Genomic DNA, 17,992 nt, shown 5'->3' on the forward strand with positions numbered 1-17,992 from the left:
ATGTCCTTCAAAGCATTCCCTTGGCATAGACCGCGCGCACGGATGGGCGCTGTTCCATTGCCGTCATGAAGTTCTGGATTTTCGGGAAATCCGCGGTGTTCACCCCGTCACCTTCCAGCCAGGTGCAAACTACGTAAAGGTAGCAGTCGGCGAGGCTGACCTCGTCCCCCAGTACAAACGGGCCGCGCAGTCCGGATTGACTGATGTAGCCGCAGGAGGCGGCCATGGTCTGGGGCACCATCTTCTGCATGTCCTTCCAGCTGGTCCGCTCCTTGGCCCAGCGGGCGCCGCGCAAGCGGTGCGCGTGGTTCACATGCATGGTGGAGGCGAGGTAAAACATCACCTCGCGCATCCGTGCCAGCAGAACCGGGTCCTGCGGCCGCAAGCCCGCCTCCGGAGCCATGTCAGCGATGTACTCCAGCAGCGCGCCGGTTTCTGTCAGGATGCCGCCCTCGACCGCCAGCGCAGGCACCCGGCCCTTGGGGTTGATCTGGGCATAGGCCGCACCGGTCTGTTCCTTGGCGGCAAAGTCGATCTTGACCGCCTCATAGTCTATTCCGGCTTCTTCAAGCGCGATGGCGACGGCCACCGAGATGGTATTGGGGGCATAGTAGAGCTGCATGTCGTCCCTCCCGTTTATGTCTCAGAGATGTGTCTGGGCAAAATGCCGGTCCGGCGCTTCCAGATGCGGCACCGCATTGAACAAAACCGGGCTCCAGTGGCCGCCGATGGGGAACAGCCGGTGCATGGAGGTGTTCATCACCGCCAGGGCAATCCGGGCCATGCCTGCGGTGTCCAGCCCCAACGCCTGCCGCATTGCCATGGAGATCAGCCCGCCAGACGTCACCACCAAGGCCGGGCCGTCGCCTACGGCGATCTCTTCCAGCGCCTGCCGGGTGCGGGTTTCGAATTGCGACCAGCTCTCGTAAGGCTCGGCAATTTCGCCGGCTGCCCAGGCGGCGAAGACCTTTGGCAGATGGTCGACAAACCCCTCACGCTCTTCCGGAATGGGCAACCCGTGCTGATCGCGCATCGCCTCGGCAAGGGTGAAATACTCCATCTCGTTCAACCGCGCGTCCTGTACCGGTTCTGCAAAGCCCATTGAGGCTGCGGTCTCGATATGGCGGGTCAGAGTACCGCAATAGACACGCGGATGATGGCTGCCGCTGGCCCGCAGGTGGTCGCCCAGCCAGGCCGCCTGCTGGTGGCCCAGATCGCTGAGCCGGTCATAGCTGGCCTCGTCGCGGGCCTGGGTGTTGGCCTGGCCGTGGCGGATCAGCGTGATGTGGGACATGGGGCAGCGGCTCCGTTGTTACCGGGGGAGTCTTAGGGGAGCTTGCAGGCAGAGGGAAGGGCGGCTTGAAACTGCGTCTGCCAAATTCATTGTAGGCGCGAAAGACATGGCGCAGTGTGCATCTGCCAGATTGGAGATTTGCCATGCCCCTTGATCCTCAGAGATTTCTTGATGACCTGCATAAGCTGCGCAGCTTTGGCGTGTCAGGTGCGGGCAAGGGCGTGGTGCGGCAGGCCTACTCGGACGCCGACATAGCGGCGCGCAAATGGCTGGCGGAACGTATGAAAGACGCCGGTTTAGAGCCGCATTTTGACCCGCTCGGCAACCTTTTCGGATTGGCGGCCGGGAAGAGCCTGCTGCTGGGGTCGCATAGTGACACCCAGCCCGAAGGCGGCTGGCTGGACGGCGCGCTGGGCGTAATTGCCGGGCTTGAGGCTGCCCGCGCAGCCAAGGAGGATGGCGGGCCATCCATTTCCTGCGTCAGCTTCCAGGATGAGGAGGGACGGTTTGGGGTGCTGACCGGCTCTGATGTCTGGACCGGCAAGCTGTCACTGGAAGTGGCGGACGGGTTTGCCGACACTCAGGGCAATACACTTGCGGACATGCGCGGCAGAATGGCGGATCTGGCCGGGGATTTCCTGCCGCATGACAGGTTCACCGGGTTCCTTGAAATGCATATCGAGCAGGGCCCTTATCTGGAGGAAACCGGCCTGGGGATCGGGGTGGTGACGGACATTGTCGGCATCCGGGATATGCGGATCACGTTTGAGGGTCGGCAGAACCATGCAGGCACTACGCCGATGCACCTGCGCCGGGACGCGTTCCAGGCGCTGTCTTCCTTCAATGCGGCTCTAAACAGCCGTTTTTCGAATGTGGTGACACCCGCCACGGTCTGGACCATCGGCCATGTGGCGCTGCACCCCAATGCGTCCTCCGTGGTTCCGGGGCGGGTGGAGTTCTCCATGCAGTGGCGGGATGCAGATGCCGGTCGGCTGGCAAGTATGGAGGGCATCATCAAGGAGACCGCGCGGGAGATTGCTGCGGATCAAGGTGTAAAGGCTGAGCTTGGCCCGGTGATGGGTATAGAACCGGCGGCGATGGATGCACGGTTTCAGGCGGAACTGGCCGAGGCAGCGCAGGCTCTGGCACCCGGCAAGTGGCAGAAGATGCCCTCCGGCGCGCTGCATGATGCGGCCAATCTGGCAACGGTTATGCCTGCTGGGATGCTGTTTGTGCCGTCGATTGGCGGTATCAGTCATGCCTTTGACGAGGATACGGACGAGGAGGACCTGGTGCTGGGGCTGCAAGTTCTGGACCGCGCTGCCCGCGCCCTGGCCGGGTGATCTCCCGCCTGTTCCCGGCCTCCTGTCAGAGGCCCGTCACAGTTTGGCCGGGCGCCGCTGGAGCGGCGCGGGTCAGGCCCGGCCGTAGCCGCGCTTGATCATCCGGTTGCGGTGCCTGTCAGCGGCCAGCGAAGCCTCGCGCAGGTTGGCGTAGATATTGATCACGCTTTGCCCGTTGCCGCCGGCCACGCCCCATTCCCGCAGCACGGAGACTTCGGAGAACAGATTCATCGCCAGCTCAATGCGGTAGAACCGCGACGGGCGCGAGGGGGCTTGGCGGTAGAGCAGACAGGTGGCCATGGGGTGATTCTATGCCAAGTGATTCGCCCGGGCAAGAATCTCTATGCAGTGCCCAGCAGCGTAAGCCCCAGCAGCGCGGAAGACAGCGCCGCCACCGCAAAGGCCAGCGTGCGCAGCACCGGAATGCCGATGGCGTAGACGACATAATGCGCTGCCATGCCGAGGAAGAAGCTGAGGCCCAAGGTGCCGGGCTGATCCTCTGGCGGCAGCACCAGCATCGCCAGAACGGAAAGCGGCGCAAAGGCGGCAAATAGTTCTACCCCAACGATATGCGCCCGGTGCGCGCGCTGCGCCCACAGCGATTGCGGCAGGTCGCTGGGGCCGGGATTGGCCATTGCTCCCATCAGCCCGCGGACCATGACCCGGTCAAGGATATAGGGCAGCCAGGCCAGCGCCACCCAAAGCCCCGAAAGGGCGGTAAAATACTGCAACTGCGTCATCTTTCGCTCCTTTTGTCTATCAACAGGAGCGTAGTGCGGTCTGGGTGCTTTTCTACCTGAGCGGGGTCAGGCCCAGTCGACATCGCCCAAAAAGATATAGCCTGCGCCGTAAATCGTCTTGATCAGCCGCGGGTTCTTAGGATCTTCGCGCAGCTTGGTGCGCAGGCGCGAAATGCGCACGTCCATCGCCCGGTCAAAGCTGTCACCGGCCGCGCCACCCAGCATCTCCTGCATCTGTGCGCGGGAGATCAGCCGTTTGGGGCTGTCCAGGAACAGCCGCAGCACCTCACCTTCGGCATGGGAGAACGGGGTCTCGGAGCCCTCGGAATCCTCCAGCACGTAGCGGTCGAAATGGGCGGTCCAGCCGGCAAACCTTGCGGTGTTGCTGGCGGGCGCTGCGGTTCGCGGGCCAGCACGCAGGCGGGCCCGGACGCGGGCCACGACCTCTGCCGGGTCGAAGGGCTTGGTGATATAATCGTCAGCGCCCAGTTCCAGGCCGGTCACCCGGTCCTGCACCTGCGCCCGGCCGGAAATGATGATGACTGCCGCTCCCTGTTCCAGCGCCAGCCGGTGCACCAGTGCCAGCCCGTCGGTATCGGGCAGCGACAGGTCCACCAGGCAGACGTCCGGCGTCACCCGGTTCAGCGCGGCCTCGAATTCCCGCGCGCGTGCAAAGCTTTGGGTGCGAAAGCCTGCGTCCTCCAGCGTTTCGGTCAGGATCTGCCGGATTTCCGGCTCATCATCCAATATGGTGACCAGGGGCGATGTCATACGGCGGGCTCCGGTTGGATCAGCTCAGAGAGCTGGTGGATGGTGAAAGGTTTGCGCAAAACCGGACCGCATTTCAATGCCTTGCGGAACAGCGGATCGCTGACGGGCAAGGACGTCATCAGGATGCAGGGCAGGCCGGAGCCGTCGAGCCGGACGGCCAAATCAACGCCGGTTGCGCTGCCCTCCAGCATGATATCCGATAGCACCAGCGCGATGTCCGGCAGGTCGGCGGTCAGTGCGCAGGCCTCGTCCACGCTGGCAGCCTCAATCACCGAATAGCCGAGGTCGATCAGCATATCGCGGAAGGCGGCCCGCAGTTCCTCGCTGTCTTCAACCAGCAGCGCCATGCCGCCGCCGGCATCCGGGGCCGGGCGGTATGGCAGGCGCAAGGTGATCGCGGCACCGCTGATGCCGTTGCCAATCCGCATGTCGCCGCCCGCGAGTTTTGCCATGTCATAGACCATCGGCAGGCCTAGGCCGGAGCCCTCGCTGCCCTTGGTGGTGAAGAACGGGTTCAGAGCTTTTTCCAGTGCTTCCGGCGAAAAACCAGGGCCAGTATCGGTGACGGTGATTTCAACCCACGTCTGGCCGACCGAGTGGGCGCTGACCGTGATTTGGCCGGAAGTGCCGCAAGCGTCCCGGGCGTTCAGGATAAGGTTCAACAGCGCGTCCTGCAGCTTGCCCGCGTCCAACAGCAGCGCCTGATCCGGCAGGTTGTCGAGAATGCTGAGCCCCAGTCCTTGCGGCAGCGAAGGTGATGCCAGCACTTTCAGTTCGTCCAGCAGTGCGTGCATATCCGTCGCTTGCGGGCGCAGGGTGCGCTGGCTGGTCATCTCGGCAATCCGGTTCAAAAGCCGCCCGCCACGCCGCGCTGCAGATAGGGTGCCTTGCACCAGATCGCTGGCTTCACCGCCCAGCCCCATCTTCTCCAGCTTGCCCTGCATGCCCAGAATGATGGTTAGAAGGTTGGAGAAATCATGTGCCAGACCGCTGGTCATCTGCGCCGCCATCTCGCGGCGCCGTGCCTGCTGCAGCGCCACGCGGGCCTGGGTTTCCTCGGTCACATCCATCGACAGGATATAGACGCCGCCCTGCTGGTCAGGGGTGAAAGCGACCCTGATGCGGCGGCTGCCGTGGCTTTCGGTGAACTCGAAAACCGGGCTGCCGCCCTTGTAGGCAGCCAGCAGATGCGGCTCGATCCGCTCGAATGCGGCCTCCCCCAATGCATCCGAAATATGCATGCCCAGGATATCCGACGGGCGCCCCGGAAACACTGCACTGAGGCGGCGGTTGGTATAGGTGTAATAACCGTCCGCATCCACATGGGCGATATGGGCAGGCATCATTTCCGTTGTCAGGCGGGTGCGGCCCTCAATTTCCGTCAGCTGGCGCTTGGTCTCTTCCAGTGCGGTGTTGGCGGCCTCAAGCTGCCGGTTGGCGGCGGACAGTTCCTCAGTATGGGTAATCAGTTTCTCCGACAGTTCTTCGGAGCGGGAGCGCAGCAGCTGCTCGGCGCGCTTGGCGCGGGTGATATCCGTATAGACCGTAACCCAGCCGCCCTGCGGCAGCGGCGAGCCTTCGATCGAGATCATCTGCCCGTTGGGCCGCTCGCGTTCCAGGTAATGCGGCACGAAATCCAGCGCCTGCTCAACCCGGCTTTGAACGATCTCCTCAATGTCACTTTCCGGCGCATATTCCCCGGCTTCAGCGAGAAAACGGATTGTCTCGGCAAAGGAGGCACCGGGCTGCACCAGGTGGTCCGGCAGGTTGAACATTTCCTGAAAGCGCCGGTTGCTGACCGACAGCCGCAGGTCGTTATCATAGATCGACAGCGCCTGGGCGATCAGGTTCAGCCCGGCGGTGGTCATTGCGGCGTGTTGTTTGCTTGTCCGGTTCATGGCTCTCCCCGGATCATGGCTAGCACCGGGGCAGGTTCAGGGCAAATTGCCATTCGGCCGCGGGGCTTCCCGGTGCCGCGGCGTTAAAACAGTGATCACGTTATGGTTGTTGAAAGTTTCTGGGTGCCGTTACTAAGCGTAGGCAGGCTGATCAAAAGTTTCATAAATCCACCAGTAGAGCTTGATTCGAAACACTGTCCATTCGTTCGTATCCCGCGCGAATGCGGGCGGACTGTTACCTTGCGCTGCAAGGTTTCGCTCATGCAACCTTACGAAGGCTAGCGTAACAGCCCTTAAAATAAGGCGAAACGGGCTGTTACAATTCGTAAGATTTGGGAAAACATCAGGAAAAAGTTGACGGGCTACTCTACCGCTGTCCCTAATCGGGGCCAGAGCCGCGGGCAGCGGCCAGTCCGGCAGTAACGCCGGAAAGGGAGGAGAGAAAGTTGGCTCAGATGCAGACGGGCGCCCAGGGTATGCAATCCCTGCCGGCGCTGCTTCAACGCAATGCGGCGCAATTCGGGGATGCGCCGGCCTACCGGGAAAAGGAATTCGGCATTTGGCAATGCTGGACCTGGTCCGAAACGGCAAAGGAAATCGAGGCGCTGGCGCTGGGCCTCATCAACCTTGGCGTGAAGGAAGGCGACTTTGTCGCCATCATAGGACGCAACCGTCCCTATCTCTACTGGTCGATGGTTGCCGCTCAAGCGGTGGGCGCTGTGCCGGTGCCGCTCTATCAGGACGCGGTAGCCGAGGAGATGGCCTATGTGCTGGGTCACTGCGGCGCGCGCTTCGTGATCGTTGGCGATCAGGAGCAGGCCGACAAGGTGATCGAGATCCAGGATCAGCTGCACCAGTTCGAGCATATGATCTATCTCGATCCGCGCGGCATGCGGAAATACGACCACACCCAGCTGCACCAGTTCAGCCATATTCAGGATCAGGGCCGCGCCGCCCATGATGAGCTGATCGGTGAGCTGCAGTCGCGGCAGGTCAAGCTGGATTATGACAGCACTTGCGTGATGCTCTATACCTCCGGCACCACCGGCAAGCCCAAGGGCGTGGTGCTGTCGAACCGCAACGTGATCCAAAGCGCCAAGAACTCTTCAGAGTTCGATCATCTGACCCAAGGCGAAAACATACTCTCCTACCTGCCGATGGCCTGGGTGGGCGACTTCATCTTCTCGATCGGCCAGGCCTACTGGTGCGGCTTCTGCGTGAACTGCCCGGAGAGCCAGGACACTATGATGACCGACCTGCGCGAAATCGGGCCGACCTATTTCTTTGCGCCGCCGCGGGTGTTCGAAGGCCAGCTGACCAATGTGATGATCCGGATGGAGGACGCAGGCGCCCTGAAGCGCAAGATGTTCCACCACTTCCTGGCGCACGCCAAGAAAGTCGGCGGCGACATTCTGGACGGCCGCCCTGTGGGCCTGATGGACCGGCTGAAATACGCGCTGGGCAATGTGCTGGTCTATGGCCCGCTGAAGGACACGCTGGGCTATGGCCGCATCCGTGTGGGCTACACCGCCGGCGAGGCGATCGGGCCGGAGATCTTTGATTTCTACCGCTCGCTGGGCATCAACCTGAAACAGCTTTACGGCCAGACCGAGGCCACCGTGTTCATCACCGTCCAGCCGGATGGCGAGGTGCGGGCCGACACCGTTGGCGTGCCGGCGCCGGAGGTCGAGATCAAGATCGACGACAGCGGCGAGATCCACTACCGCTCGCCCGGCACCTTTGTTGAATACTTCAACAACCCGGACTCCACCGCCTCAACCAAGGATGCTGAGGGCTGGGTTGCCACCGGCGATGCGGGCTTCTTCGAGGAAGGCTCCGGCCATCTGCGGATCATCGACCGCGCCAAGGACGTGGGCAAGATGGCCGACGGCAGCATGTTTGCGCCCAAGTATGTGGAAAACAAGCTGAAGTTCTATCCGGACATTCTGGAAGCGGTGCTGTTTGGCAATGGCCGCGACCGCTGTGTGGCTTTCATTAACATCGACCTGACGGCCGTGGGTAACTGGGCGGAACGCAACAATATCGCCTATGCCTCCTATCAGGAGCTGGCAGGTCATCCGAAGGTGCTGGAGACCATCCGGTCGCATGTCACGGCGGTGAATAAGTCAGTGGCGGAGGACCCGATGCTGTCGGGCTGCCAAGTTCACCGCTTTGTGGTGCTGCACAAGGAACTGGATGCCGATGACGGTGAAATGACCCGTACCCGCAAGGTGCGCCGCCGCATCGTGGAAGAGAAGTTCGACGACATCATTACCGCGCTGTACGACGGCTCGGAAAAGGTCTCGACAGTGACGGAAGTGACCTATGAGGACGGCCGCAAGGGCTCCATCAAGGCGACGCTGACAATTGTCGATGCGGACGTGAAGCCTGGGGCGGTTCACAAGGTGGCCGCGGAATGATGCACGTTTCACCGGATAATTTCCCGCCCCGTGCCGGGCAGGCCGGGTCACCCTCAGATCAGGTCGGGGTTGAGGCCGGGATTGTAGGCCGTGTTGACCACCTGCTGGATCTTGAAGGGGGAGCTGAACCCGTGAGTCTGCTCCATGATGGAGGCCAGGCTTTCGGATTGGCTGAGGCCCATCTGCTTGCATTCAAGTGCCATCTTCAGAAGGCAGGAATGCTCAAGTTCGCCGAACATAACGTCGATCTCCTTGCTGCTCGTTTTGAACAAGTATCGCATGGAAATCTTAAAATTTCTATGCGGCAGAAATATGGAGGCCGTTGTTATGCTTGACAATTCCTTAAGCTATGTGACTGACGACGGCCGCACCATCGGCGGTGTGGTGATGGAGATGAAGAACATCACCCTGCGCTTTGGCGGTGTGGTGGCGATCCAGGACATCTCCTTTGACATCCGCGAGGGCGAGATCCGCGCAATCATCGGGCCCAACGGCGCTGGCAAGTCGTCGATGCTTAATGTGATCTCCGGCTTCTATGTGCCGCAGGAAGGCGAAGTGCTGTTCCACGGCAAGAAACGCCCGCCGATGCGCCCCTATGAGGTGGCGCGCCAGGGCATCGCCCGCACCTTCCAGAACATCGCGTTGTTCGAAGGTATGAGCGTTCTGGACAACGTTATGACGGGCCGCCTTAACTATATGAAAACAGGCCTGTTTTCGCAGGCCCTGTGGAAGGGGAAGGCCGAGGCCGAAGAGACCGAGAACCGCGAAGTGGTGGAGCGGATCATCGACTTTCTGGAGATCCAGCACATCCGCAAGACCCCTGTTGCGCGGCTGCCCTACGGCCTGAAGAAACGGGTCGAACTGGCGCGGGCGCTGGCGGCGGAACCGAAGCTTTTGCTGCTGGACGAACCGATGGCCGGCATGAACGTCGAGGAGAAGGAGGACATGTCCCGCTTCATCCTGGATGTGAACGACGAGTTCGGCACCACCATTGCGCTGATTGAGCACGACATGGGCGTTGTGATGGACCTCAGCGACCGGGTCGTGGTGATGGATTACGGCAAGAAAATCGGCGACGGCACCCCGGATGAGGTGCGCAACAACCAGGATGTGATCGACGCCTATCTGGGGGTTAGCCATGACTGAGTTGCACCGCAGCAACACCCGCCTCCGGCAGGGTGACACCCGTACACCCCCTGTGCACCCCCTGTGCACCGCCGCAGTGCAGAATTCCGAGGAGAGCCTCTAATGCCCGAACAACTCGTCTTTGCGATGGAAGTGACGCTCAATGGCCTGATGGCGGGCGTTCTCTATGCGCTGGTCGCGCTGGGGTTTGTCCTGATCTACAAGGCTTCCGGCATCTTCAACTATGCCCAAGGCGTTCTGGCGCTGTTTGCGGCGATGACGCTGGTGGGCATCATGCAGGGGCAGGTGCCGTTTTCGCATCTGATCAATGCGGTCTTTGGTGGCCATGTCACCCACTTCGGATGGAATGTTCCCGGCGTCGTTGCGATTGCCCTGACGGTCGCGGTGATGGTGCTGCTGGCCTGGCTGGTGCAAGTGCTGGTGATGAAGCATCTGGTGGGGCAGGAGCCGATCATCCTGTTCATGGCTACCATCGGGCTGGCCTACTTCCTGGAAGGCGTTGCCGACCTGATGTGGGGCTCCGAGATCAAGACGCTGGACGTCGGTCTGCCGCAGGGCATCAACCTGTGGATCGACGAGACCACCTTCAACATCTTCGGCTACGGTTTCTTTATCGACAATCTGGATATCGTGGCGACGGTGATCGCGGCGCTCTTGGTGGCGGGCCTGGTGGCCTTCAGCCAGTACACCAAGCAGGGCCGGGCGATGCGCGCGGTTGCGGATGACCACCAGGCGGCGCTGTCGGTCGGCATCTCGCTGAACTTCATCTGGGTTCTGGTGTGGTCGGTCGCAGGTTTCGTGGCGCTGGTTGCGGGCATCGTCTGGGGCACTAAGTCCGGCGTGCAGTTCTCACTGTCGCTGATCGCGCTGAAGGCGCTGCCGGTGCTGATGCTGGGCGGCTTCACCTCGATCCCCGGCGCGATTGTTGGCGGCCTGATCATCGGTGTGGGCGAGAAACTGTTCGAATTCGCGGTTGGCCCGCTGGTGGGCGGCGCGACTGAGAACTGGTTTGCCTATGTGCTGGCGCTCTTGTTCCTGGTGTTCCGTCCGCAGGGTCTGTTCGGGGAGAAGATCATTGAACGGGTCTGAGGCTCATATGATCTGCTCCGGGAACACTCAGCCCTCGAGCCGGCGGAAGGCGGCGACAACGATGGCGGCGCAGACCGTGGCGACCAGAGTGAAGGCGATGGTGATGTTGCCGATCAGCTGCCCGGCCACAAAGGTCAGCAGCCCGGCCATCAGCAGCCCGATCAGCACCGTACCCCACGGGCCGGGCGCTGCTTTGGAAGCCTGCCGCCGCGGCGGCTCAAACTCAAAGGGCGGCAGCACGGTTGCGTCTTCCACCGTTTCCAGCAGCCGGCCCTTGGCCTTGGAAAATTCGGCCTCGGATATGTCACCCTTCTTCCGCGCGGCCTCCAGCCGCCGGATTTCCTCGAAAATCACGGTCATTTGTTCCACTCACTCTACCCGCGAACAGGGTTCCACAAAGAAGTGGGCAAAATGTGTCCAAGCCGGGAAATCTGACAAAGTGGTTAACGCCGGGGGTGCGGTATGACCAAGCTGATCGCCGTCATCAACGTGATTGCCTGGGCCGGTTTCTGGGCCTTCGGCTACCTGGCGCTGACGGCGGAAAGCTACAGCGAAACCCAGATGGTGACTGCGGCGCTCTTGGCCTCGGCCGGGCTGATTACCGGCATCATCGCCTATTTGCGGCTGGTGCGCGGCAGCGAGCGCAGCGGCTATGCCAAACCTTCGAACCGGATGACGCGCGATCAGCGCGACGCGGCGCAGGCCCAGTGGGGGCAAATCGAATGAGCGCCGCAGCAACCAGCAACAGTATCCGCGCAGGCAAGAGTGCCAACGCGCAACAGAAAGGGAGCATCTGAGACATGTTCTACCGTGAAGCCGGGGATTTCAAAGTCTCCTATGCCGATGACAGCCAGACGTTTCCGATCAAGTTCGACCGTTACCGGTACTATGTGGTGCTGGCGGTGGCCTTTGGCCTTATCCCCTTCCTGATCAATGACTACTGGGCCAATGCAATCCTGCTGCCCTTCCTGATCTATTCGATCGCGGCGATCGGGCTGAACATCCTGGTCGGCTACTGCGGGCAGGTCAGCCTTGGCACCGGCGGTTTCATGGCGGTGGGCGCCTATGCCTGCTACAAGCTGATGACCGCCTTCCCGGAAGTCAGCATGTTCATCCATGTGATCCTGGCGGGCGGTATCACCGCGTTTGTCTGTGTGCTGTTCGGCCTGCCGTCCCTGCGCATCAAGGGGTTCTACCTGGCGGTGGCGACGCTGGCGGCGCAGTTCTTCCTGGTGTGGCTGTTCAACCGGGTGCCGTGGTTCTACAACTATTCCGCCTCGGGCCAGATCAACGCGCCTGAGCGTGACACCTTTGGCATCATCATCACCGGTCCCAATGCGCCGGCCTGGGCCACCTATCTGTTCTGCCTGATCTTCCTGACGGTCTGCGCGCTGATTGCCCGCAACCTGACCCGCGGCACCGTGGGCCGGACCTGGATGGCGATCCGCGACATGGATATCGCTGCCGAAATCATCGGGGTAAACCCGCTGAAAGCGAAACTGACGGCCTTTGCGGTCTCCGGCTTCTTCATCGGCATCTCCGGCGCGCTGTTCTTTGCGGTCTACCTGGGCGCGGTCGAGGTTGGCGAGGCCTTCGGCATCCAGAAATCGTTCCTGGTGCTGTTCATGGTGATCCTGGGCGGGCTGGGGTCGATCTTCGGATCCTTCGCAGGTGCGGCCTTCCTGGTGCTGCTGCCGGTGATCCTCAAGGTGGTTGGCGTCGATCTTCTGAATTGGCCCACCGATATCGTGGCGCATTTCCAGCTGGTGATTGTGGGGGCGCTGATCATCGTCTTCCTGATCGCGGAACCGCACGGCATGGCGCAGCTGTGGCGCGTTGCCAAGGAGAAACTGAGACTGTGGCCTTTCCCGCACTGATGCGGGCGGCCTCGAGAGCTGGCGGGGAGAAAAGTAAGACCACCCCCGTTTTTGGAAACCATCGGATAAGACCAAAGGGAGGATTTAAGCCGATGAAAAAGACACTGACCACACTGGCGCTGGGCGCCGCGATGGCAGCCGGTCCGGCAATGGCGGACCTGGTGTTCCCGGACCTCAGCTACCGGACCGGGCCTTATGCGGCGGGCGGCATCCCGTTCTCGGACGGCTACAACGACTATTTCACCCTGCTGAATGAGCGCGATGGTGGCATCGGCGGCGTCAAGGCCAAGGTGATCGAATGCGAGACCGGCTATAACACCGAAAAGGGTGTGGAATGCTACGAGTCCACCAAGGGCCAGGGCGCGCTGATCTATCAGCCGCTGTCCACCGGCATCACCTATCAGCTGATCCCCAAAGTGACCGCGGACAACATCCCGCTGCACACTATGGGCTATGGCCGGACCTCGGCTGCCAACGGTGAAGTGTTCAGCCACGTGTTCAACTACCCGGCCAACTACTGGAACGGCGCCTCGGGCGTGGTGAACTACCTGCTGGAATCCAATGGCGGCGACATCAGCGGCAAGAAGATTGCGCTGATCTACCACAATTCCGCCTATGGCAAGGAGCCGATCCGCACCCTGGAAGAGCTGTCCAAGAAGCACGGCTTTGAGCTGATTGCTCTGCCGGTCGACCATCCCGGCCAGGAGCAGAAATCGCAGTGGCTGCAGATCCGCCGTGACCGTCCCGACAACGTCGTGATGTGGGGCTGGGGCGTGATGAACCAGGTGGCGATCCAGGAAGCCGCCAACATCCGCTTTCCGATGGAGAACTTCATCGGCGTGTGGTGGTCCGGTGCCGAGCATGACGTGATGCCGGCAGGCGCCAAGGCCGACGGCTACAAGGCTGTGACCTTCCACAATGTGGGCCGTGACTTCCCAGTGTTTGACGACATCCAGAAGTACGTCGTTGATGCGGGCAAGGCCGCGGGCGCCGGCGATCAGGTGGGCAACGTGCTGTATAACCGCGGCATGTACGCGGCGATGCTGGCAGCAGAGGCCGCCAAGACCGCGCAGGAGATTCACGGCACTGCGGACATCACCGCGGCGATGATGCGCGACGGCATGGAAGCGCTCGTGATCGATGAGGCCAAGATGGAAGCGCTGGGGATGCCGAACTTCGGCCCGACCTTCAACGTCTCCTGCGAAAACCACGGCGGCCCGGGCCTGGTGGGCGTGACCCAGTGGGATGCGGAGAGCAAGACCTGGTCGCTGATCTCGGACTTCAAACCGTCCGACACCGAAGTGATCGGCAAGCTGATCGAAGAAGACTCCGCCGCCTACGCGTCTGAGAACAACATCGAGCCCGGCTGCAGCTAAGGGCTCTGTCCGGCCCTGCCTTGGCGGGGCCGGGAAGAAACGGTGCGGCGGGGAGCCGCCGCGCCACGCAAACAGGGTCCCGGAGAAGAACCGGGACAGGTATGAGGACACGCTTTGATGCTGGATGCAGCGAACACCGCCGCCGATACTTCCGATGTGCAGGCCGAGACCCTGCTGGAGGTCAACAATATCGAGGTGATCTACAATCACGTGATCCTCGTCCTGAAGGGCGTGAGCCTGAATGTGCCCAAGGGCGGCATCACGGCGCTGCTGGGCGGCAACGGGGCCGGCAAGACCACGACGCTGAAGGCAATCTCAAACCTGCTGCATTCGGAACGCGGCGAAGTCACCAAAGGTTCAATCAAGTACCGCGGTGCGCATGTGCATGAGCAGGACCCGGCGGAACTGGTGAAAAAGGGCGTCATCCAGGTAATGGAAGGCCGCCACTGCTTTGAGCACCTGACGGTGGAGGAAAACCTGCTGACCGGCGCCTATACCCGCCGTGACAGCGGTGCCGACATTCAGAAAGACCTGGAGATGGTCTATCACTATTTCCCGCGCCTGAAGGAGCGCCGCAAGTCGCAAGCTGGGTATACCTCGGGTGGCGAGCAGCAGATGGTGGCGATGGGCCGCGCGCTGATGTCGCGGCCGGAGACAATCCTGCTGGACGAACCCTCGATGGGGCTGGCGCCGCAGCTGGTGGAGCAGATTTTCGAGATCGTGAAGTCGATCAACGAACAGGAAGGCGTGACCTTCCTGCTGGCAGAGCAAAACACCAACGTCGCTCTGCGTTATGCCCATTACGGATACATCCTGGAATCCGGCCGGGTGGTGATGGACGGGCCTGCAGCAGAGCTGCGGGAGAACCCGGACGTGAAGGAATTCTACCTCGGCATGTCGGACGAAGGGCGCAAGAGCTTCCGCGACGTGCGGTCCTACCGCCGCCGCAAGAGGTGGCTGAGCTGATGCGGGGAGATGATGTGATGAGCTTTTTTGATACGCTTGAAACCCGCAGCGAAGATGAACGCGCCGCCGGTCTGTCCCAGGCGCTGCCGGAACAAATCGCACGCGCCAATTCCGCCCCCGGCTACGCCAGCCTGCTGGACGGGGTGGAGCCCGCAGCCGTGACCTCGGCGGAGGCGCTGGCCGCGCTGCCGGTGCTGCGCAAATCCGAACTGAGCCGCGCACAGGCGGCGCATCCGCCCTTTGGCGGCTTCACCGTCAAGCCCGCAACCGGCTTTGCCCATATCTTCCAGAGTCCGGGCCCGATCTATGAGCCGGGCGGCGTGGATGGCGACTGGTGGCGCATGGGACGGTTCCTGCATGCAGCTGGCATCGGCCAGGGCGATGTGGTGCAGAACTGTTTCGGCTATCATCTGACGCCTGCCGGCATGATCTTTGAAAACGGTGCGCGGGCGGTTGGCGCCGCGGTGCTGCCGGCCGGAACCGGCCAGACCGAGCTGCAGGTGACGGCGGCGCATGATGTAGGTGCCACCGCCTATGCAGGGACGCCGGATTACCTGAAGGTGATCCTGGACAAGGCCGATGCCATGGGCGTGGAGCTGATGTTCTCCAAGGCCGCAGTGGGGGGCGGTGCGCTGTTCCCCAGCTTGCGCCAGGAGTACCTCGACCGCGGGATTTCCTGCCTGCAGTGCTATGCCACTGCCGATCTGGGCAATATCGCCTATGAAAGCCCGGCAATGGAGGGGATGATTGTCGACGAGCATGTGATCGTCGAGATCGTCACCCCCGGCACCGGCAACCCGGTGGCGGCGGGTGAGGTCGGCGAGGTTGTGGTGACAACGCTTAATCCCGATTACCCGCTGATCCGCTTTGCCACTGGTGATCTGTCGGCGGTGATGCCGGGTGTCTCGCCCTGCGGCCGCACCAACATGCGGATCAAGGGCTGGATGGGCCGGGCAGATCAGACCACCAAGATCAAGGGCATGTTCGTGCGCCCGGAGCAGGTGGCTGCGCTGGTTGAGAAGCATGACGAGATCGTCAAGGCGCGGGTGATTGCCAGCCGCGACGGCGAGATGGATGCGATGACTGTGCAGATCGAAGCCAAGGGCGGCGACGAGGCGGTCTTTGCCCGGTCGGTGATCGAGGTTCTGAAGCTCAAGGGCAAGGTCGAAGTGGTGGCGCCGGATGCGCTGCCCAAGGACGGTCTGGTGATTGAGGATCAGCGGACCTACGACTGAGACCGTCATGGAAGCAGTTGATGCGGGCGCCGTTATCCGGCGCCCGTTTGCTGTTTTGGAAGGGCCGGTCCGTGCCGCGCTTTCGGCTGGAATTTCTGACTGGAATAGTCGAAATAGGGCGGTGAGACCTATCAGCTGGACCCAGACTGCCGCACATGACCGCTGCCAATGATCCCATAGAATACGCGCCGCACGGGCGCCGCCGCGGCGGCAGAACCGGGGGCAGTGTCTTTGCTGTGCTGGCCTGGGCGGTGGCGCTGTCCTGCCTGCTGCCGATGGTGGCAGTGGCGCTGGCGGCGGCCTTTGGCGGCACGGAGACGATCAGCCACCTGGCCGGGACTGTGCTGCCGGGCTATTCGCTGACGACGCTGGCGCTGGTGGCGCTGGTGGCGCTTGGCACCTTTGCAATCGGCACAGGCGCCGCCTGGCTGGTGACGATGACCCGGTTCCCCGGTGCCCGGCTGCTGGAAGTCGCGCTGGTGCTGCCGCTGGCCTTTCCGGCCTATGTTCTGGCCTATGCCTATACCCATATCCTGGATCATCCCGGCATTGTGCAGTCCACGTTGCGCGAGGTGACCGGCTGGGGGCCGCGGGACTACTGGTTCCCGGAGATCCGTTCCACCGGCGGGGCGGCGGCGATGCTGGTGCTGGTGCTTTACCCCTATGTCTACTTGCTGGCGCGGGCGGCCTTCATGCAGCAGAGCGCAGGCGCCTTTCTGGCGGCGCGGGCGCTTGGCAAGAATTCCTGGCAAGCGTTCTGGCTGGTCAGCCTGCCGATGGCGCGGCCGGCCATTGCCTCGGGCGTTTTGCTGGCGGTGATGGAGACCATCGCGGACTTTGGCACGGTCAGTTATTTCGGGGTGCAGACCTTTGCCACCGGCATCTACACCAGCTGGTTCTCGCTGGGCGACCGCGGCGGCGCGGCGCAGCTGGCACTGTGCCTGCTGGGGTTTGCGCTGACGCTGGCGGTGGTGGAGCGGGCGACGCGCGGGCGGGCGAAATACCATCACGCGGGCAAGCATCACAGCCAGATGGCGCCAGCCGAGCTGGGCGGCATCAAGGCGGCGATTGCCGTGTTCTTTTGCGCCGTGCCGGTGGTGCTGGGCTTCCTGCTGCCGGTGGCGGTGCTGTTCGCGATGAGTTTTGACTCCGAACAAAACCTGTTCAGCCGCCGTTACATCGATTTCACAACCAATTCGATCACCCTGGCCACGGCGGCGGCGGTGCTGACCGTGGCGGCGGCGGTTTGCCTGGGCTTTTACCAGCGGCTGCGGCCCGGGCGGCTGTCCGCGACCGCGGCCTATTTCGCTCGGCTGGGATATGCGGTGCCGGGCGGGGTGATTGCGGTGGGGCTGATCGTGCCTTTCGCCGCCTTTGACAACGCGCTGGACGCCTGGATGCGCGAAGCCTTCGGGATCCGTACCGGGCTTTTGGTGACAGGTTCAATCTGGCTGCTGGTGGCGGCTTATGGGGTACGGTTCATGGCGGCGGCGCTTGGCGCCTATGAGGGCGGCCAGGCGACGATGCATTCGAACATGGATGCCGCGGCGCGGTCGCTGGGGCAGGGGCCGATGGGGATGCTGCGGCGGGTGCATCTGCCGATCCTGACACCCAGCCTGCTGACGGCGCTGCTGATTGTCTTTGTCGATGTGATGAAGGAGCTGCCGGCAACGCTGATCATGCGGCCGTTCAATTTCGACACGCTGGCGGTGCAGGCGCACCGGCTGGCCGCGGATGAGCGGCTGGAAGGTGCGGCAGTGCCGTCGCTGGTGATCATGGCGGTGGGGCTGCTGCCGGTGATCCTGATCTGCCGCCAGGTTGGACGGCGGCGGTAGGC

18 protein-coding genes are annotated in these 17,992 nt (G+C 62.4%); 10 read left to right on the forward strand and 8 right to left on the reverse strand.

The annotated features are described in order from the left end of the window. Positions 1-7 precede the first annotated feature (7 nt). Both RA24_RS17840 and RA24_RS17845 read right to left on the reverse strand, forming a co-directional pair. On the reverse strand, positions 8-622 hold the full coding sequence (locus RA24_RS17840) for a glutathione S-transferase family protein (protein ID WP_019295106.1): 615 nt from the start codon (positions 620-622) through the stop codon (positions 8-10). 21 nt (positions 623-643) lie between these two features. Beyond that, entirely contained in the window at positions 644-1,294 is a 651-nt protein-coding gene (locus tag RA24_RS17845; protein WP_019295105.1) for a histidine phosphatase family protein, read from the reverse strand. 143 nt (positions 1,295-1,437) lie between these two features. Here RA24_RS17845 and RA24_RS17850 point away from each other — a divergent pair, with 143 nt between their 5' ends. Beyond that, entirely contained in the window at positions 1,438-2,637 is a 1,200-nt protein-coding gene (locus tag RA24_RS17850) for a hydantoinase/carbamoylase family amidase (RefSeq protein WP_039193286.1), read from the forward strand. A 72-nt stretch (positions 2,638-2,709) separates the two neighbouring features. Here RA24_RS17850 and RA24_RS17855 read toward each other — a convergent pair whose 3' ends face one another. The 4 genes from RA24_RS17855 to RA24_RS17870 form a co-directional block, all read right to left on the reverse strand. Continuing rightward, positions 2,710-2,937, reverse strand: a complete 228-nt coding sequence (locus RA24_RS17855; RefSeq protein ID WP_019295103.1) for a WGR domain-containing protein — start codon at positions 2,935-2,937, stop codon at positions 2,710-2,712. 41 nt (positions 2,938-2,978) lie between these two features. Next, on the reverse strand, positions 2,979-3,377 hold the full coding sequence (locus RA24_RS17860; RefSeq protein ID WP_019295102.1) for an MAPEG family protein: 399 nt from the start codon (positions 3,375-3,377) through the stop codon (positions 2,979-2,981). Between the two features lie 66 nt (positions 3,378-3,443). Further along, positions 3,444-4,148 carry a response regulator transcription factor gene (locus RA24_RS17865; protein ID WP_019295101.1) on the reverse strand — a complete coding sequence of 235 codons (705 nt, stop codon included), beginning with the start codon at positions 4,146-4,148 and terminating at the stop codon, positions 3,444-3,446. Beyond that, a complete protein-coding gene (locus RA24_RS17870; RefSeq protein ID WP_039172278.1) occupies positions 4,145-6,046 on the reverse strand; it encodes a hybrid sensor histidine kinase/response regulator in 1,902 nt (633 codons plus the stop codon). Before RA24_RS17870 ends, RA24_RS17865 begins: the two co-directional genes overlap by 4 nt. A 455-nt stretch (positions 6,047-6,501) precedes the next feature. On the opposite strand from RA24_RS17870, the gene RA24_RS17875 reads away from it, so the two are divergent. Then, on the forward strand, positions 6,502-8,466 hold the full coding sequence (locus tag RA24_RS17875; RefSeq protein WP_039193287.1) for an AMP-binding protein: 1,965 nt from the start codon (positions 6,502-6,504) through the stop codon (positions 8,464-8,466). Between the two features lie 53 nt (positions 8,467-8,519). Here RA24_RS17875 and RA24_RS17880 read toward each other — a convergent pair whose 3' ends face one another. Further along, positions 8,520-8,738, reverse strand: a complete 219-nt coding sequence (locus RA24_RS17880; RefSeq protein WP_241480973.1) for a hypothetical protein — start codon at positions 8,736-8,738, stop codon at positions 8,520-8,522. A gap of 55 nt (positions 8,739-8,793) precedes the next feature. On the opposite strand from RA24_RS17880, the gene RA24_RS17885 reads away from it, so the two are divergent. Next, positions 8,794-9,612 (forward strand): ABC transporter ATP-binding protein, encoded by an 819-nt coding sequence (locus tag RA24_RS17885; RefSeq protein WP_029204703.1) that lies wholly within the window; start codon positions 8,794-8,796, stop codon positions 9,610-9,612. 102 nt (positions 9,613-9,714) lie between these two features. Further along, the gene (locus tag RA24_RS17890; protein WP_019295096.1) at positions 9,715-10,701 is read left to right on the forward strand and encodes a branched-chain amino acid ABC transporter permease; all 987 of its coding nucleotides are present in this window, start codon (positions 9,715-9,717) and stop codon (positions 10,699-10,701) included. 27 nt (positions 10,702-10,728) lie between these two features. Here RA24_RS17890 and RA24_RS17895 read toward each other — a convergent pair whose 3' ends face one another. Then, a complete protein-coding gene (locus RA24_RS17895; protein ID WP_039193290.1) occupies positions 10,729-11,061 on the reverse strand; it encodes an SHOCT domain-containing protein in 333 nt (110 codons plus the stop codon). Positions 11,062-11,163: 102 nt separating this feature from the next. Here RA24_RS17895 and RA24_RS17900 point away from each other — a divergent pair, with 102 nt between their 5' ends. The 6 genes from RA24_RS17900 to RA24_RS17925 all read left to right on the forward strand — a co-directional run bounded on the left by RA24_RS17900 (position 11,164) and on the right by RA24_RS17925 (position 17,990). Next, a complete protein-coding gene (locus RA24_RS17900) occupies positions 11,164-11,427 on the forward strand; it encodes a hypothetical protein (RefSeq protein ID WP_019295094.1) in 264 nt (87 codons plus the stop codon). Positions 11,428-11,501: 74 nt separating this feature from the next. Continuing rightward, positions 11,502-12,578 (forward strand): branched-chain amino acid ABC transporter permease, encoded by a 1,077-nt coding sequence (locus tag RA24_RS17905; RefSeq protein WP_019295093.1) that lies wholly within the window; start codon positions 11,502-11,504, stop codon positions 12,576-12,578. Between the two features lie 92 nt (positions 12,579-12,670). Continuing rightward, positions 12,671-13,954 (forward strand): ABC transporter substrate-binding protein, encoded by a 1,284-nt coding sequence (locus RA24_RS17910; RefSeq protein ID WP_019295092.1) that lies wholly within the window; start codon positions 12,671-12,673, stop codon positions 13,952-13,954. Positions 13,955-14,071: 117 nt separating this feature from the next. After that, a complete protein-coding gene (locus RA24_RS17915) occupies positions 14,072-14,920 on the forward strand; it encodes an ABC transporter ATP-binding protein (protein ID WP_019295091.1) in 849 nt (282 codons plus the stop codon). 17 nt (positions 14,921-14,937) lie between these two features. Then, complete coding sequence (locus RA24_RS17920) at positions 14,938-16,155, forward strand: phenylacetate--CoA ligase family protein (RefSeq protein ID WP_039193316.1); 1,218 nt, start codon at positions 14,938-14,940, stop codon at positions 16,153-16,155. A gap of 155 nt (positions 16,156-16,310) precedes the next feature. Further along, a complete protein-coding gene (locus RA24_RS17925; RefSeq protein ID WP_039172282.1) occupies positions 16,311-17,990 on the forward strand; it encodes an ABC transporter permease in 1,680 nt (559 codons plus the stop codon). Positions 17,991-17,992 lie beyond the last annotated feature (2 nt).

It is taken from the genome of Leisingera sp. ANG-M6 (genome assembly GCF_000813905.1).
Lineage (GTDB): Bacteria > Pseudomonadota > Alphaproteobacteria > Rhodobacterales > Rhodobacteraceae > Leisingera.

Excerpts from the sequence above, each read along its gene's own strand:
- RA24_RS17860 (WP_019295102.1), bottom strand. The coding sequence starts at position 3,377 with ATGACGCAGTTGCAGTATTTTACCGCCCTTTCGGGGCTTTGGGTGGCG.
- RA24_RS17910 (WP_019295092.1), top strand. The coding sequence starts at position 12,671 with ATGAAAAAGACACTGACCACACTGGCGCTGGGCGCCGCGATGGCAGCC.
- RA24_RS17885 (WP_029204703.1), top strand. The coding sequence starts at position 8,794 with ATGCTTGACAATTCCTTAAGCTATGTGACTGACGACGGCCGCACCATC.
- RA24_RS17905 (WP_019295093.1), top strand. The coding sequence starts at position 11,502 with ATGTTCTACCGTGAAGCCGGGGATTTCAAAGTCTCCTATGCCGATGAC.
- RA24_RS17890 (WP_019295096.1), top strand. The coding sequence starts at position 9,715 with ATGCCCGAACAACTCGTCTTTGCGATGGAAGTGACGCTCAATGGCCTG.
- RA24_RS17875 (WP_039193287.1), top strand. The coding sequence starts at position 6,502 with ATGCAGACGGGCGCCCAGGGTATGCAATCCCTGCCGGCGCTGCTTCAA.
- RA24_RS17870 (WP_039172278.1), bottom strand. The coding sequence starts at position 6,046 with ATGAACCGGACAAGCAAACAACACGCCGCAATGACCACCGCCGGGCTG.
- RA24_RS17865 (WP_019295101.1), bottom strand. The coding sequence starts at position 4,148 with ATGACATCGCCCCTGGTCACCATATTGGATGATGAGCCGGAAATCCGG.
- RA24_RS17845 (WP_019295105.1), bottom strand. The coding sequence starts at position 1,294 with ATGTCCCACATCACGCTGATCCGCCACGGCCAGGCCAACACCCAGGCC.
- RA24_RS17915 (WP_019295091.1), top strand. The coding sequence starts at position 14,072 with ATGCTGGATGCAGCGAACACCGCCGCCGATACTTCCGATGTGCAGGCC.
- RA24_RS17900 (WP_019295094.1), top strand. The coding sequence starts at position 11,164 with ATGACCAAGCTGATCGCCGTCATCAACGTGATTGCCTGGGCCGGTTTC.
- RA24_RS17920 (WP_039193316.1), top strand. The coding sequence starts at position 14,938 with ATGAGCTTTTTTGATACGCTTGAAACCCGCAGCGAAGATGAACGCGCC.
- RA24_RS17895 (WP_039193290.1), bottom strand. The coding sequence starts at position 11,061 with ATGACCGTGATTTTCGAGGAAATCCGGCGGCTGGAGGCCGCGCGGAAG.
- RA24_RS17855 (WP_019295103.1), bottom strand. The coding sequence starts at position 2,937 with ATGGCCACCTGTCTGCTCTACCGCCAAGCCCCCTCGCGCCCGTCGCGG.
- RA24_RS17925 (WP_039172282.1), top strand. The coding sequence starts at position 16,311 with ATGACCGCTGCCAATGATCCCATAGAATACGCGCCGCACGGGCGCCGC.
- RA24_RS17840 (WP_019295106.1), bottom strand. The coding sequence starts at position 622 with ATGCAGCTCTACTATGCCCCCAATACCATCTCGGTGGCCGTCGCCATC.
- RA24_RS17850 (WP_039193286.1), top strand. The coding sequence starts at position 1,438 with ATGCCCCTTGATCCTCAGAGATTTCTTGATGACCTGCATAAGCTGCGC.